The organism is Legionella drancourtii LLAP12, assembly GCF_000162755.2.
GTDB lineage: Bacteria > Pseudomonadota > Gammaproteobacteria > Legionellales > Legionellaceae > Legionella > Legionella drancourtii.
Genome location: NZ_JH413847.1, coordinates 162,325 through 178,334, shown reverse-complemented (window position 1 = coordinate 178,334; position 16,010 = coordinate 162,325). Strand labels below are relative to the sequence as shown.

The window sequence follows — 16,010 nt, the reverse complement described above, 5'->3', positions numbered from 1 at the left end:
GAAATATGCGTGAGCTTTATTTAAAAAAGATGACAAGGATTAGTCATTGCATAACACGCTTAAAGAAATGCATCCGTAAAACGTCGCGCCACCCATTCTTCGCCTAGATAGTGAAAACAATCATGCAAATAATCACGTAATTCATTTTCCTCCATCATATGTTCAAAACCGATTGGCTCCACATCATGATGAAAATAAGCCCCAAAATAGTGCATTGAAAACTGGACATAATCTCGAGTATGTAAAATGAAAACATGCCATAGTAAATCAAGCTCGAGTAAGGGACCAAAGAGGTAGGTTTTCTTCCCTTGCTGCGCTCTTTGCTTATTCAGCCACATCCACCCCAATAAATCCGCAAATAACGCCTCTCCTTGCGGTATCATAAACTCAGGATGGTGGTGGCAAAAATAAGTGATTACAGCCGGATTTCGGTAACTTAATACCGCAGATAAGTCAGAATCCATTAGCTACAACAAGTTTTTTGTGCACTAGGTTTTTGAGTTACAAAACGTACAATGCGACAAATCATTTCTTCTTTAGTCATAAAGCGCTCTCCAAATTGTTTTTTACACTAGCCAAATGCGCAGACAGTCTACCTAATGCGCACATAAGATGCAATTGTTGTTTATCACGACTTGCGGTTGGCTAAGGAGCGCGCTCTCATTACCAAATAACACAACGTGATTTATTCACCATAGGACTCCCATCCGGTATCTTAAACGCGGATTGAAATTGAGGAAGATTTGCCAAGCTGCCATTAACGCGATACTTTGCAGGCGGATGAGGATCCGTGGTAACTTGCGTTTGTAATTGCTGAGGTCTTATATTCATTGCCCAAACATGGGCCGTTCCTAAAAAGAATTGCTGATCAGGAGTAAAACCATCAATAATTTTTGCATTTTTGTATGCATCAGAATGATGAAATGCTCGATAGGCTAACATAATGCCGCCTAAATCAGCGGTAGCCTCACCAACCACTAATTTTCCTTGTATGTGTGTATCGCCATTTACCACGTATTGTGAAAACTGATCAATAATACATTGGGTTGCCGCTTTAAATTTAGTTAAATCACTGGTCGTCCACCAATCTTTTAAATTACCATGGCCATCAAATTGTGCGCCTTGATCGTCAAATCCATGAGTCATCTCATGTCCCATAACAAAGCCAATAGCGCCATAATTCACTGCAGCAGGGGCGTTGGGATCAAAAAATGGTGCTTGTAAAATTCCCGCAGGAATATTCAAATTATTCATCGAAGGGGCATAATAGGCATTAATTGTTTGTGGCGTCATGCTCCATTCACTACGATCTATTGGCTTGCCAATTTTATTAAGATCACGTTTCACCAAAAATTGATTGGCACGAATTACGTTTAATACGTAAGGGCCGCGATCAATTTTTAAAGAAGAATAATCCCACCACTTGCTTGGATAACCGATACGTTCTTCCATTAAATCTAATTTTTTCAGCGCGGCTTGCCGAGTATTTGGTGTCATCCAAGTTAAACTACTGATGTCTTGATGTAAAACAAAACGAATATTTTTTAGAATATCTAATGCTTGCTTTTTCGCTGCGGCAGAAAAATAATGATCAACATACATTTTACCAATAGCAAAACCTAAAGCGCCATTTTCAGTAGCTACAACACGCTTCCAACGTGGTAATATTTTCTCGTTACCGCTTAAAACAGTAACCATCTTAAAGTTTTCATCCACAAAGGGCTTTGATAAATAACTAGCAAAAGCATTGATTAAATGCCATCGCAAATACATTTGCCAATCCTGTAGTGGTACGGTCTTTAATTGCTCATTCAGACCTTTAAAAAAAGCGGGCATACCCAGATTTATATTTTGAAGCTGAGCTTGACCAATCGCAGCAAAATAAGCGGGCCAAGAAAAATCTGGGGTAATTTGCGCTAATTGCTCTTTATTCATAATGTGATAAATCGCATGTGGATCGCGTTGCTCTACTTGTGACATAGAAACTTGTGCCAATTGCGTTTCTAATTTCATGACCGTGTTTGCCTCAGCGGCTGCTTTTACTGGAGCATCACCTAATAACTCAAACATCTTCGTCATATGCATTACATAAGCATCACGAATCAATTTAAACTTGGCAGTATCTTGTAAATAATAATCGCGATCAGGAAGACCAAGGCCATCCTGGACTGCGCCAGCAATCATTTTGTTACTGTCTTTATAATCTTGCATGCTGCCAAAATCAAAAAATACATCAACGCCTATTTGATGCAAATGGGCTATTTCACTTTGTAAATCAGTTAAGTTTTTGAGCGCATTAATACGCTCAAACTCTGCTTGCAGAGGCTTAATCCCTAATTGATTAATACGCGCCTCATCCATACCGCTATAATAAAAGTCCCCTACTTTTTGCTCAATGCTGCCTGGCTTAGCTTGCGTGTTTGCCGCAGCCTTGATCAGCATTTGATGAATAATATCCTGCATTTTTTCACTAACAATATGAAAACTACCCCAACTTGCATATTCAGGAGGAATTGGGTTATTTTTTTGCCAACTTCCATTAGCATAAGCATAAAAATCTTGGGCAGGCGAAACAGAAGTATCGAGCCAATCCAGATGCAGCGCGGTATCTGTTGCTGTTTTTGTGGCCGCAGAACCTACTGAAAAAGCAGATGAACTACACAGTAAGGCAAGAGTAAAAAGTTTTATATTAAATTTCATAATGAATGCAACTCCTTTGCCAATAATGGGCTCAATCAGCATTGAGCCGCAATTCACTTGAGAAAAACAGATATTACGCTTCAGCAGGACAAAATTCAGTATGCATTACCGGAAGATAATCTTCTGCATCAAAATAGGTATATTCCCAGGCATCTTGCCTGACCATTAATTCACGTAGCAAGCGATTATTCAGCTCGTGACCTGATTTGTATCCTTCAAACGCGCCAATTAAACTAGAGCCCAACAGATAAAGATCGCCAATAGCATCCAAAACCTTATGTGTTACAAACTCTGACTCAAAACGCAGTCCATCATCGTTAAGGACGCGGTAATCATCAACAACAATCGCGTTATCTAGGCTACCGCCCTTGGCCAACTCGCATTCGCGTAATTTTTCATAATCAGAAAGAAAACCAAAAGTACGTGCACGACACACTTGCTTCACATAAGAAGTTGTTGAAAAATCAAAACTTACTGTTTGTGGCTTGTCATTAAAAGCGGGATGATCAAAATCAATAGTAAAGGAAATTTTATAGCCATTATAAGGATAAAACTGAACGTATTTACCGTTATCCTCTACACGAATAGGCTTGGTAATACGAATATAGCGCTTAGCAGCATTTTGCTCACGAATACCCGCCGATTGAATAAGAAAAACAAATGGTGCTGCGCTACCATCCATAATCGGCAACTCAGGCGCATTGACATCAATATAGGCATTATCGATACCTAAACCAGCCAAAGCGGAGAGTAAATGTTCCACGGTAGCAATTTTAACTTGACCATGATGGAGCGTGGTGCATAACATAGTATCACCAACAAACTCATAGGATGCTGGAATTTCTACAACCGGTGAAAGATCCACTCGTCTAAAAACAATACCTGTATTAACAGGAGCAGGTCTTAGGGTTAAAAGCACTTTCTCACCGGAATGCAATCCTACGCCAGTAGCCTGGATTACCTTTTTAGGAGTTCGTTGTTTTATCATTCAGTGCTCACCTTGATCCTCGTTCCTCTTAATATTTTTAATTTTGCACGCAAAAAACTCAGCGATTTTACCAACAATTTATAACTTAGTCTATTTTTTTATAACTTGGGTGAAGTCGTTTCCATAGGATTACACAAATGACTGCGGTTGAACTGCAGTCATTTGTTAAAAATAATTACGCCTCTTCTTGGCGGCGTAAAAAAGCAGGTATATCAAGATAATCTACATCAGGAATGTGGTCACCATTATTGCTTCTGCTAACACCTGACGTTGCAACAGATGAATGCGCTTGTTTGCGCACTACAGCGGGTCTGTCCAGTTCATCATAATCAAACGAACCATCACTTCTCATCGTTTCAATCAGACGCGCACGATGAGCCTGTTGTGGCTGTGTTTGTTGATGACGTTGTCTTGCATCACCTAAGCCAGTAACAATAACGGTGACTCGCATTTCTTCGCTCATATCAGGATCAATTACGGTGCCAACCACTACTGTAGCATCGTCAGAAATAAATTCTTTAACAACATCGCCGACTTCTTCAAACTCACCAATCGACATATCCAGGCCGGCAGTAATATTAACTAAAATTCCGCGCGCACCAGAAAAATTCACATCTTCTAATAAGGGTGATGCTATTGCTGCTTCAGCTGCTTGACGTGCTCGTTGTTCACCTACGGCACTTCCAGTTCCCATCATGGCCATACCCATTTCAGACATTACTGTGCGCACGTCTGCAAAGTCGACGTTGATTAAACCTGGACGCGTAATCAAATCGGAAATTCCTTTCACAGCACCAAGTAATACATTATTGGCCGCTTTAAATGCATTCAACAAACTAATATTTTTACCCAAAACACTAAGTAATTTATTATTAGGAATAGTAATTAATGAATCAACATGCTCGGCTAAACGGCGAATACCATCGTCTGCTGCTAATGCACGTTGTTTACCTTCAAAGGAAAATGGCTTTGTTACAATCGCAACAGTTAATATTCCTAATTCTTTAGCAATTTCAGCAAATACGGGCGCCGCGCCAGTACCAGTACCACCACCCATTCCGGCGGTAATAAAGACCATATCCGCACCAGTTAACATTTCCCTAATCAGTTCACGATCTTCTTCTGCCGCTTCACGTCCAATTTGTGGGTTTGCGCCAGCACCTAGACCTTTAGTGAGTTCATCACCTAATTGAATGTGAATTTTTGCCTTAGATGCTCTTAAGGCTTGAGCATCTGTATTGGCGCAGATGAACTCAACACCCTCGATATTTTCTGCAACCATGTGCTCAACTGCATTACCGCCGCCGCCACCAACACCAACAACTTTAATTACCGCGTTATTGCCTTGCAGTTGGCCTTCCATTAATTCAAACATAACAGTGCTCCCCATATGTTCATTCTGTAATAGTAACTATTAAAAATTTCCTCTTCTTTATGTGCAATCCACACAAAGTTTATAGTTACCTGTATCTTAAAAGTTTCCTTGAAACCATTCTTTCATGCGTAGCCACATGCCCTTTGGATTTTCACTCATTTTAGGAACGTTATAACGCGCATCATATTGCTGTTGAAAACCGTGCAGCAATAATCCTACGCTCGTTGCAAAAGAGGGATTTTCAGTAACCTCGGCTAAACCGGCTACATGATGAGCGTAGCCTTTTCTTACTGGCATCTCAAAACAAAGTTCTGCAAGCTCAATAGCCCCATGCACATTTGCAGCACCACCAGTAATAACAATCCCTGCAGCCATTCTGTCTTCAAAACCACTACGACGTAATTCATTACGCACTAAAGTAAATAATTCTTCATAGCGCGCAGACACTACGTCGGAGAGTGCTTTCGCGGAAATTTTTCTACCTGGGCGATCATTCACACTGGCAACTTCGAGCATTTGATTAACATTTGCTAATTCAGGTAATGCACAAGCATGATTGAGTTTAATTGATTCTGCAGCCTTAGTCGGGGTTCGTAATGCCATAGCAATATCGTTAGTTACCTGATCTCCGGCAATTGGAATTACAGCGGTATGCTGTATTGCGCCTTCTGAAAAAATCGCAATGTCTGTAGTACCACCACCGATATCAATCAGACAAACACCAAGATCTTTTTCATCGTCAGTAAGTACCGCATGACTTGAGGCCAATTGCTCCAAAATAATATCACTTACCTCCAAGCCACAGCGACGTACACACTTCACAATATTTTGCGCCGCGCTCACAGAGCCGGTCACCAAATGAACTCGTGATTCAAGTCGAACCCCAGCCATACCTATAGGCTCGCGAATACTACCTTGATAATCAATGACAAATTCTTGGGGTAAAATATGCAGGATTTTTTGATCAGCAGGAATTGCTACCGCCTTGGCGGCTTCAATAACACGTTCCACATCAGCTTGCGACACCTCTTTATCGCGAATCGCCACAATCCCATGCGAATTTAAACTGCGAATGTGACTGCCCGCTATACCCGCATAAACGGTGCGCACTTCACAATTCGCCATTAATTCGGCTTCTTGTACTGCACGTTGTATGGAATTAACCGTAGCCTCAATATCGACTACCACTCCTCGTTTTAAACCACGAGAAGGATGACGGCCAATCCCAATTATTTCTATAGTTCCATCGGACGTTACTTCGCCAATAAGCGCGATAATTTTTGAAGTGCCTATGTCCAAGCCAGTGATAATTATTTTTTTCTTATTTTTTTTTGCCATTATCGTTCCGTTTGTTGTTTCCACTGCACTGCCATACCACGCGGGTAGCGTAAGTCCACGCTTGCCAGTTGATCTGCTTTTGGAGCAAAAACTGCAGGATATGCCTTACAAAAACGCAGCAACCGTGCTTCTAACTCGTTCTTTCCTAAGTATATTTTTACATTGTTATCCATTAATAATACCCAGGATTGGTTATCTCTTAAATGCAGTCCAGTAGCATTCAATCCGTACTTTGATAATATCTTACTCAATTTTTCGTAAACTTGTAAGACTTCTGCTTGTTGAGATAGCGGTCCTTTTAATTGCGGCAGGTGCATACCCAGAGGAATAACGCCTTCATTAAAGAGTTTACCATCGGCGGTCATTAACGCATTACCCCAACTCGCTACCGGTTTTTTTTCAACAAGTTTTATTTTTAATGTATCCGGCCATACGCGCTCTACAGTTGCCGTATCAACCCAGTTCATTGCGTTTAATTCATTTTGCAATGCGCTCACCGGTAAGGCAAAAAAACTGTCCCCTACATAGCGAGCTAATACATTTTCTAATTCTTTATGACTAACATGTTCATAACTTGCCGCAACCTTGATGGTAGCAATTGGAAAATAATCGGCATTAGACAAGTAATAATAACCCAGGCGCCCAGCTAAAAATAGGGCGCTAAGAATTAGCCCCCAGAGCAGGAAAACATAGCGTAAGTTCCCAGAGTCATTATCCCTATTATTCGTCATCGCTCTCACAGGTAGTTAGTTACTAAATGTTTACGACAATTCTGATGTACCATTGCAATACGAATTAACTCATCAAGCAAATCAGGATAAGCCAAACCACTTTCCTGCCACAGTTTTGGATACATACTGATGGAGGTGAAACCAGGCAAGGTATTTATTTCATTAAAATAAATACTTTCCGTCTTATCATTAACAAAAAAATCAATTCGCGCCATACCCTTACATTTTAAGCGAGTAAAAATATCTGCCGCCGCTTGTTTTAACTCTGCTTGCAAGGTAGTACTTAACGCAGCAGGAATAAGCAAATCAGTTTGATTGCTCTCCAGATATTTTGCAGAATAGGAATAAAAACCATCAGGATGGTGTACGCGAATTTCACCAGCAACACTCACTCTCGGCGCCATAGAAGGCACTGCGCTTTCAAGCACTGATAATTCAATTTCACGGCCTTCAACAAACGACTCAACCAAAATCTCTTCGTCATAACGTAGAGCATCATCCACAGCGACAACAAGCTCATCCATACTTTTGGCTTTATGGATGCCTACACTTGACCCCATAGCACAAGGCTTAACAAATAAAGGCCAACCAAATTCTGCAGCAACATCCTGACAAAAACGTTGTCGTTCAGACAAAGGCGCATGCCATGATAACAGTTTATAACGCGCTGATTTTAAGCCATCGATGCAGGCGACTCTTCGCGTCATATCCTTATCCATACCGATAGCGGAAGACAATACATCACAGCCTACATAAGCAACACCCGCTAATTCCAACAGCCCCTGCAAGCAACCGTCTTCATATAAAGGACCGTGAACTACAGGAAAAACAACTTCAGCATCAATAGCCAAGCGTCCATTGATCAGTAAGTTATCTAAAGACTTAGAACGCTCCGTCACTACAGGAAGCTTATCTTTATACGCTAATAAATCCTCATACTGGTGCACATAAAATAGCCCGTCTTTATCCATAGCAACAGGAATAATGTGGTATTTTTCCACATCTAAATTGGCAAGAACAGACGCTGCTGAAACCAATGAAACTTCATGCTCTCCAGATTTTCCACCATAAAGTAGCACCAGGTTGATAGGCTTAGGCATTTAAGAGTCTCCAATAATATGTACTTCGCGCATCAACTCAATTGTTGTCTGCTCACGAACTTTAGTTTGCACCAAATGAATCAAGGCTTCAATATCAGCGGCTGTTGCTAAACCTTGATGATTGATAATAAAATTAGCATGTTTTTGCGAAACCATAGCGCCGCCGATACTAAATCCTTTTAAACCACAAGACTCAATAAGTCGTGCCGCAAAATCACCAGGAGGGTTTCTAAATACCGAACCACAGTTACATTCACTTGTAGGTTGGGTATTTGCTCGATGTGCCAATAAATCTTTAATGACTTGCAGTGAAGTCTCTTTGGTGCCAGCAAGTAATTTAAACGTAGCAGAAATAAACCATTCATCTGCTGGTCCAGAAACATGCCGATAAGCCACTTCATATTCTTCTGGTTTGCGTATTTTAATTTCACCACTGCGCGTTATAGTCTGCACCTCAACAACAGATTGCCAGGTTTCACCGCCATGGCAGCCTGCATTCATACGCAAGGCCCCCCCCATAGTACCAGGGATTCCCGCCCAGAACTCGCCACCAGACAGATTATTACGTGCACAAAATCGCGCCATACTCGCACAGGACACGCCGGCATCCACTTTTACTGTCTGCGCGCTCAACAGATTAATTTCCTTTAAACATCCCTGAGTCAAGACCACCGTACCGGAAAAACCATTGTCCTTAATTAATGAGTTGGAACCCAAACCTAACCATAATAAGGGCTCTCTTTCAGGCAAATTACGTAAGAATAACGCCAAATCAGCGGCATGAGCGGGTTTATAAAGCTTGGCTGCAGGCCCACCAACACGCCAGGTTGTGTATTCTGCCAAAGGCTCATTATAAAGCAATGTCCCTTGATATTCAGCTGTTAATTCACACTCATTTTCCACTGTACTCATATTGATTCTCACTTTTCCTGCATCAAGTTCACAGCAATTTGGCCAATATTTCCCGCACCTTGGATTAAAATCACATCACCATCTAGAATAAATTCATCAAGTTGCATTTTAAGCGACTGCTCATTTACCATCGTCACATTCTTATCATTACCTCTGATTTTTTGCGCTAGACCTTCACTACTTATTCCAGGAATAGCCGCTTCTCCAGCAGAATAAATATCAAACAAAAATAGTTTATCAGAAAGGCTTAATACATCGACAAATTGATCGTGTAAAGATTGGGTTCTACTGTAACGGTGTGGTTGAAACACATGAACTAGGCGTTTATTTGGCCACACACGACGAAAAGCATCTATAGTAGAGAAAATTTCCTGAGGATGATGACCGTAATCATCAACAACAAGCGCAGAACCCCTCTCAAAGTGTTTTTCGCCCAACATCTGGAAACGACGACCAACCCCTTGAAATTTAGCTAAAGCACTAACAATCGCGGCATCACTAACACCGAGTTCCGTGGCAATGGCAATTGCGGCTAAAGCATTCAATACGTTATGACGACCAGGATATTGAAAACAAATATTTAATGGCGGATAAGGTGCGGGTCGCGCTACGGTAAATTCACTAAGCAATTCATTCTGTGTCCAATCAACAGCGCGATAATGCGCTTCGTCATTAAACCCATAAGTTAAGGTAGGACGCTCAATCGATTGCAGAATATTACGCACCTCAGGATCATCAGTACAAACTACCGCTAAACCATAAAACGGTAAATGATGTAAAAACTCAAGAAACGTTGTTCTCAATTTATCAAAATTATCTTCATAGGTACTCATATGATCTGCATCAATATTAGTCACTATGGCCATCATCGGCTTAAGGAATAAGAATGAAGCGTCACTTTCATCAGCCTCAACAACAAAATAAGGTGATTGCCCAAGTTTTGCATTGACTCCGGCACTATTTAATTTACCACCAATCACAAAACTTGGATCGAGCCCACCCTCGGCCAGTAAACTGCTTACCAAACTAGTTGTTGTCGTTTTACCATGCGTTCCAGCCACAGCAATACCATGACGAAAACGCATTAACTCAGCAAGCATCGCCGCACGCGGGATCACCGGTATCAGCTGCTCACGTGCCGCAACCACTTCAGGGTTATTCATGCCAACCGCTGAAGAACGAACTACGACATCAGCACCTTGCATGTGCTCAGCCTTATGGCCAAGGTAAACAGGAATACCTAAAGATTTTAACCGCTGTACCGTACTACTTTCGCCAGCATCTGAGCCCGTAATACGATAACCTTGATTATGCAATACTTCAGCAATACCGCACATACCAACACCGCCAATTCCAATAAAATGAATTTGTTCTACTCGCCCCATCCGTGGAGATACAAATTGTCCTGAATTGCTCACAATTCCCCCTTATGCTGACAGTGGTTTCAATCCGAGCGACTGCCAACGATTTTCATGATCAATGCGCAATAATAATGCAATGACCACACAATTAATTACCATACTTGCACCACCATAACTCATCAGTGGCAAAGTTAACCCTTTAGTCGGTAACAAGCCCGAATTAACACCCATATTGATGGTCGCCTGTAAACCTAACCAAAAAGTCAGGCCATAAGCCGTGTATGAGGCAAATAAACGATCCTGCAGATAAGCATTATACGCAATAGTCATCCCCCTGATCACTAAGATAGTGTATAGGGTAATAACCGTTAAAATGCCCACCAAACCTAATTCTTCTGCTAAAACAGCAAACAAAAAATCTGTATGTGCTTCGGGTAAGTACAATAATTTCTGAATACTTTCTCCCAAACCGGCACCAAACCACCCCCCACGACCAAAAGCAATCAGGGACTGCGTCAACTGGTAACCGCTATTATACTGATCCGCCCAAGGATCTAAGAATGCGGTTAACCGCGCAAGACGATAAGGAGAGGAAACCGCTAAAAAAGCCAGTGCCCCAATTACCACCAGCAACAAACCTATATAATAACGTAATTTAACCCCTGCTAAAAATAACATGGCCATGACGGTGCCAGAAATAACCACGGTGGCGCCAAAATCCGGCTCACGCAAAAGCAACACTGACACTAAACCCAAAATCATCATTGGCTTAATGAAACCAACAATACTGTCACTGACTGCTTTTTGCTGACGCACCAAATAGCCAGAAAGATAAAAAATCATCGTTAATTTAGCCAGCTCAGATACTTGAATACCGATAGGCCCTAAAGCCAGCCAGCGACGACTTCCATTAACCGTACGACCAATACCAGGGACTAAGACTATCAGCAACATAAACAAACAAATAACCAACATGGGCATGCTAATCCGTTCCCAAAAACTGCTGTCGGTACGAATCACCACTAAGGCCACCATGAAACCTGCAAATAAATAGCAGGATTGACGAATTAGAAAATGAAAGGGCTGATGAAAATATTTAGTAGAAATCATTACTGAACTTGAAGCAACCATCATCAAGCCAATAATCAACAACCCCATGACAACGCCAATCAACCATTTATCATAAAGAGAAATAGGTCGACTAACTGGTTTACCTCGTTGATTGACGTGTCTTGGTCGCATAGCGTTACAATCCACCGACAAGAGAAGTAAACAGTTCACCACGATGATTAAAATCACGGAACATATCCAAGCTAGCACAAGCTGGTGATAATAAAACAACATCACCTGGCTTAGCCTGAGTCTTCGCCACTGCAACCGCATTATCAAGTGATGAAGCACGAGTAATCGGCACTACATCAGCCAATGCGGCAGCAATTTTATCAGCATCTTCACCAATTAAAACTATAGAACGTACAAAATCAGCAATCGGTTGTGCCAATTCACTAAAATCAGCACCCTTTCCTTGTCCACCAGCAATAAGCACAATCCGTCCTTGCATAGAGCCCCCTATTCCATTAATTGCGGAGATTGTTGCACCAATATTGGTCCCTTTTGAGTCATTAATCCATTCAACGCCATCTAAGGTTCGCACCCATTGACAGCGATGAGATAAACCTGAAAAAGTAGTCAGTACACTGATAATATACTGACGGGGAATACCCGCAGCATCCGCTAGAGCACATGCGGCAAGTGCATTGAGCCAATTATGTACTCCCTTAATTAATACCGATTCTGTGGCTAAAAAGCAAGAGTTGCCGTGTGCCAGATAGATTTTATCTTCTTGGTTGATTAAGCCCCAATCTTCTGTGGCCGGCTGATTGTTACCAAAAGAAATAGCACGTATCACCTGACCTGCTGGCTCTGTATAGGCATCATCACGATTAAACAAAACAACTTGCGCGTGATGATAGACGCGTTGCTTCGCGCGTATATAAGCATCCATCGAGTGATGCCGGTCTAAATGATCTGGCGAGACATTAAGGATGGTTGCCACAACTGGCGCCAAGGAAGAAGTTAGGTCTAATTGAAAACTGGATAACTCTAGAACCCATAAATCATATTGATGTTCATCCTCAAGCATATCAAGTACTGGCATACCAATATTGCCCGCCACCGCTACATTATAACCAGCAGCCTTAGCCATTTCCCCAACTAAAGTAGTTACTGTCGATTTACCATTAGTGCCCGTAATCGCAATCACTGGGGCGTGAATTTCACGAGCAAGGCATTCGATGTCGCCATAAACAGAAATACCTGCGTGCAGGGCATATTGTAACAAAGGAGTATCTAACGATAACCCAGGACTGGCAATAATATCAGTTAATTGACCAAGGACATCCTCAGGAACATGTTGCACATAAACGGTGACATCAGGAAATTCGGCGGTAAATTCAGCTAAATTTGGCGCTTGTGGGCGCGTATCAAAGGCAACAAACGGTTTATTCGTTCGACGCAAATAGCGCGCTACCGACAATCCTGTTTTACCCAAGCCAGCAACTAAATATAAAGGATGTTTCATGGATGCACCTTGCCTATCGTAGTTTTAAAGTAGCCAATCCGCATAACACAAATACAACAGTAATAATCCAAAATCTAACGATGATTTTCGGTTCAGACCAACCTTTTAATTCAAAATGATGATGTAAGGGTGCCATACGAAACAAGCGTTTACCATGAGTGTATTTAAAATACCCTACCTGTAAAATAACTGATAACGTTTCAATAACAAACAACCCCCCCATCATTAACAATACCAGTTCTTGGCGAACAACAACAGCAACTATTCCCAGAGCAGCACCTAAAGCGAGAGAACCGACATCGCCCATGAATAATTGCGCGGGGTAACTATTGTACCAAAGAAAACCAAGCCCTGCACCGACAATGGAAGCACAAAAGATCGTTAACTCTCCTTCGTTAGGAACAAAAGGAATACCTAAATAATGCGCATGTACTGCATTACTTGAGGCATAAGCAAAGATCCCCAAAGCACCAGCAACCATGACAATTGGCATAATTGCCAAGCCATCCAATCCATCCGTTAAATTAACAGCATTAGAACTGCCAACAATCACAAAATAAGCCAGGACAGGAAAGAAAATACCTAATCCTACAGTAACTGATTTAAAGAAAGGTACCGTTAACAGGGTGTGTACTGGCAAAGTCGCATTCATATATAGATAAATAACCGCGATCAAGGCAATAACTGACTGCCAAAAAAACTTCCAGCGACCAGGCAAGCCTTTACTATTTTTTAGTACTAATTTGCGGTAGTCATCAACCCAGCCCACCACCCCATTGCCCAACGTTACTAAAAGCACAAGCCATAAACTGGATTGTTGCAAATCCCCCCAGAGCAAACAACTCACGGTAATTGCCAAGAGGATCAATACGCCACCCATGGTTGGCGTGCCGGCTTTCGATAAATGCGATTGCGGACCGTCATCACGAACCATCTGGCCGATTTGTAGCGTACGTAACCAACGAATAGTCAATGGACCACAAAGTAAGCCCACGAGAAGCGCCGTTAATGCTGCCAGAATGGAGCGGAATGTCAGATATTGAAAAACACGTAACGCATGATATTGTCCTTGAAATAACTGCGTTAGCCAGTAGAGCATAATTATTCCTCTCGTTAAGTATAGTAGTGCCTAAGATCCATCCCAATAGTCTTGCATTACCCCGATAAAATCCCTCCTGAGGGATAGGGTTTTTTTAGCAAAAACCAGAAAAACCCAGGTCCATGGGCAAAAAAGTGGCCAAGCATATCACACACCTACGGCATCAATTAAGCAGTTTATTCACAATTTTTTCCATAGCACTAGATCGCGATCCCTTTACTAAGACAACTGTATCAGGAGATAACTTTTCGATCAGATTTTGTGCCAGAAGTTCCTGATTCGTAAAATGCTCCCCTCCGGCACCAAAGGAGTCAGTAGCCAATTTACTGAACGAACCGCAACTTAATAACAAATCGATTCCCAAGCGACGCGCAGCAAGCCCTACTTCTTGATGATGCTGAGTAGCCCATGCACCTAATTCACCCATATCGCCAAATACAAAGATTTTTTTACCTGGACGTTCCGCTAAAACTTCTAAAGCAACCAAGACTGAACGTAAATTAGCATTATAGGTATCATCAATTACGGTGGATTGATTTTTTCCAGAAAGAATCATTAAACGTCCTTTGACACCGCCAAAATTATTTAATCCATGTTGAATGTCTTTAATCGCCACACCCACGGCATGACAACAAGCTGCAGCAGCCAGGGCATTACGAACATTATGTAATCCAGGAACCTGTAGTTGAGTATCAATACGACCATTGGGCAATATCAACGAAAACTGGGCACAACCATAGGCATCTAGATGGATGTCTTGAGCATAAACCTCTGCAGGGTGTTCAATAGAAAAACGTAAGGTCTTCTTATCCACCAAAATATCATCCCAAAAATGCGCATACGCATCATCGTCATTCACGACCGCGATCCCGCTAGTGGATAAGCCTTGATGGATTTCGCCCTTAGCTCGTGCAACACCATCAATGGAACCAAAACCTTCGATATGGGCTGGAGCAATGTTAGTAATTAAAGTCACATCAGGATGTACGATAGCTACAGTGTGGCTAATTTCGCCTGGATGGTTGGCGCCCAACTCAAAAACCGCATAACGGTGCTGGCTAGTCAACTGCAACACGCTTAATGGAGCCCCAATATGATTGTTTAAATTGCCTTTGGTCGCATGCGATGGCACCGGTAAAATAGCGGCAATCATTTCTTTAGTCGTCGTTTTACCATTTGAGCCAGTCAATGCAATTACAGGACAATGAATATTGTGACGATGAGCCGCTGCAATTTTAGCTAACGCGTGTAAAGGATCCGGAACCACAAATTGCGGGATCGTTATGCCGTCAACAGCATACTTCACCACAGCAGCTAAAGCACCTTGAGCCTCTGCCTCTTTAATAAAATCATGCCCATCAAAACGCTCCCCCTGAATAGCAATAAATAAACTACCCGGCTTGAGTTCGCGGCTGTCAGTACAAACGCCAGTAATTTCAGCATTTATCTGGCATGATTGGGCAAGTAATGCAGCGACGGTATTTAAGTTCATGATATTTAGAGAAGGCCAAAAGTCTAGTGTACTAACACTTTAGCTTCGAGTTCAAGGGGTATCGCACGAATGAGGGGATATACAGCGACAAAACGTAGACTGGGTGGATGAAGATGGTTGATAAGGACACTTAAAATGTACTTGCCACAATAAGCCCCTCATCCATCACTTCGCGCCACCTACTCCGCGGACAAGCCGCGGAATGTAAGAATAAGGCTTGCTTGACGACTACGACAATTATGCCATCTCAAGATGATCCTGATTCAAACGCAATAAATGATGATAACGGGCTATCCGCTCTTCATTTAATGGTCGACGTTGGTCATCTAATAA

The 16,010-nt window shown here is 42.0% G+C and carries 13 protein-coding genes; all 13 read right to left on the bottom strand.

Translation table 11 applies throughout. From position 1 onward, the window contains the following. Positions 1-59: 59 nt before the first annotated feature. Complete coding sequence (locus LDG_RS15580) at positions 60-464, bottom strand: glycine-rich domain-containing protein (protein WP_040536231.1); 405 nt, start codon at positions 462-464, stop codon at positions 60-62. Positions 465-663: 199 nt separating this feature from the next. Next, entirely contained in the window at positions 664-2,700 is a 2,037-nt protein-coding gene (locus LDG_RS15575; protein WP_006872399.1) for a M13 family metallopeptidase, read from the bottom strand. Between the two features lie 73 nt (positions 2,701-2,773). After that, entirely contained in the window at positions 2,774-3,688 is a 915-nt protein-coding gene (gene lpxC / locus LDG_RS15570) for a UDP-3-O-acyl-N-acetylglucosamine deacetylase (RefSeq protein ID WP_006872398.1), read from the bottom strand. 175 nt (positions 3,689-3,863) lie between these two features. Beyond that, positions 3,864-5,063: a cell division protein FtsZ gene (gene ftsZ / locus LDG_RS15565; protein WP_006872397.1), complete on the bottom strand. Its 1,200-nt coding sequence runs from the start codon at positions 5,061-5,063 to the stop codon at positions 3,864-3,866. 96 nt (positions 5,064-5,159) lie between these two features. Further along, a complete protein-coding gene (gene ftsA / locus LDG_RS15560; protein ID WP_006872396.1) occupies positions 5,160-6,401 on the bottom strand; it encodes a cell division protein FtsA in 1,242 nt (413 codons plus the stop codon). Beyond that, a complete protein-coding gene (locus LDG_RS15555) occupies positions 6,401-7,132 on the bottom strand; it encodes a cell division protein FtsQ/DivIB (protein ID WP_040536228.1) in 732 nt (243 codons plus the stop codon). The genes ftsA and LDG_RS15555 overlap by 1 nt, the downstream gene beginning before the upstream one ends. Positions 7,133-7,137: 5 nt before the next feature. Continuing rightward, the gene (locus LDG_RS15550) at positions 7,138-8,232 is read right to left on the bottom strand and encodes a D-alanine--D-alanine ligase family protein (RefSeq protein WP_006872394.1); all 1,095 of its coding nucleotides are present in this window, start codon (positions 8,230-8,232) and stop codon (positions 7,138-7,140) included. Next, positions 8,233-9,144 (bottom strand): UDP-N-acetylmuramate dehydrogenase, encoded by a 912-nt coding sequence (gene murB / locus LDG_RS15545; RefSeq protein ID WP_040536225.1) that lies wholly within the window; start codon positions 9,142-9,144, stop codon positions 8,233-8,235. An 8-nt stretch (positions 9,145-9,152) separates the two neighbouring features. Continuing rightward, positions 9,153-10,562 (bottom strand): UDP-N-acetylmuramate--L-alanine ligase, encoded by a 1,410-nt coding sequence (murC, locus tag LDG_RS15540; protein WP_040536223.1) that lies wholly within the window; start codon positions 10,560-10,562, stop codon positions 9,153-9,155. Positions 10,563-10,571: 9 nt separating this feature from the next. Beyond that, positions 10,572-11,747: a putative lipid II flippase FtsW gene (gene ftsW / locus LDG_RS15535; protein WP_040536220.1), complete on the bottom strand. Its 1,176-nt coding sequence runs from the start codon at positions 11,745-11,747 to the stop codon at positions 10,572-10,574. Positions 11,748-11,751: 4 nt separating this feature from the next. Beyond that, positions 11,752-13,086: a UDP-N-acetylmuramoyl-L-alanine--D-glutamate ligase gene (gene murD / locus LDG_RS15530; protein WP_006872390.1), complete on the bottom strand. Its 1,335-nt coding sequence runs from the start codon at positions 13,084-13,086 to the stop codon at positions 11,752-11,754. Between the two features lie 13 nt (positions 13,087-13,099). Further along, positions 13,100-14,185 carry a phospho-N-acetylmuramoyl-pentapeptide-transferase gene (gene mraY / locus LDG_RS15525; RefSeq protein WP_040536217.1) on the bottom strand — a complete coding sequence of 362 codons (1,086 nt, stop codon included), beginning with the start codon at positions 14,183-14,185 and terminating at the stop codon, positions 13,100-13,102. A 163-nt stretch (positions 14,186-14,348) separates the two neighbouring features. Continuing rightward, complete coding sequence (locus LDG_RS15520; RefSeq protein WP_006872387.1) at positions 14,349-15,677, bottom strand: UDP-N-acetylmuramoyl-tripeptide--D-alanyl-D-alanine ligase; 1,329 nt, start codon at positions 15,675-15,677, stop codon at positions 14,349-14,351. Between the last annotated feature and the right edge of the window lie 333 nt (positions 15,678-16,010).

Coding starts and splice junctions, on each gene's coding strand:
- LDG_RS15580 (WP_040536231.1), bottom strand. CDS start 464: ATGGATTCTGACTTATCTGCGGTATTAAGTTACCGAAATCCGGCTGTA.
- LDG_RS15575 (WP_006872399.1), bottom strand. CDS start 2,700: ATGAAATTTAATATAAAACTTTTTACTCTTGCCTTACTGTGTAGTTCA.
- lpxC (WP_006872398.1), bottom strand. CDS start 3,688: ATGATAAAACAACGAACTCCTAAAAAGGTAATCCAGGCTACTGGCGTA.
- ftsZ (WP_006872397.1), bottom strand. CDS start 5,063: ATGTTTGAATTAATGGAAGGCCAACTGCAAGGCAATAACGCGGTAATT.
- ftsA (WP_006872396.1), bottom strand. CDS start 6,401: ATGGCAAAAAAAAATAAGAAAAAAATAATTATCACTGGCTTGGACATA.
- LDG_RS15555 (WP_040536228.1), bottom strand. CDS start 7,132: ATGACGAATAATAGGGATAATGACTCTGGGAACTTACGCTATGTTTTC.
- LDG_RS15550 (WP_006872394.1), bottom strand. CDS start 8,232: ATGCCTAAGCCTATCAACCTGGTGCTACTTTATGGTGGAAAATCTGGA.
- murB (WP_040536225.1), bottom strand. CDS start 9,144: ATGAGTACAGTGGAAAATGAGTGTGAATTAACAGCTGAATATCAAGGG.
- ftsW (WP_040536220.1), bottom strand. CDS start 11,747: ATGCGACCAAGACACGTCAATCAACGAGGTAAACCAGTTAGTCGACCT.
- murD (WP_006872390.1), bottom strand. CDS start 13,086: ATGAAACATCCTTTATATTTAGTTGCTGGCTTGGGTAAAACAGGATTG.
- mraY (WP_040536217.1), bottom strand. CDS start 14,185: ATGCTCTACTGGCTAACGCAGTTATTTCAAGGACAATATCATGCGTTA.
- LDG_RS15520 (WP_006872387.1), bottom strand. CDS start 15,677: ATGAACTTAAATACCGTCGCTGCATTACTTGCCCAATCATGCCAGATA.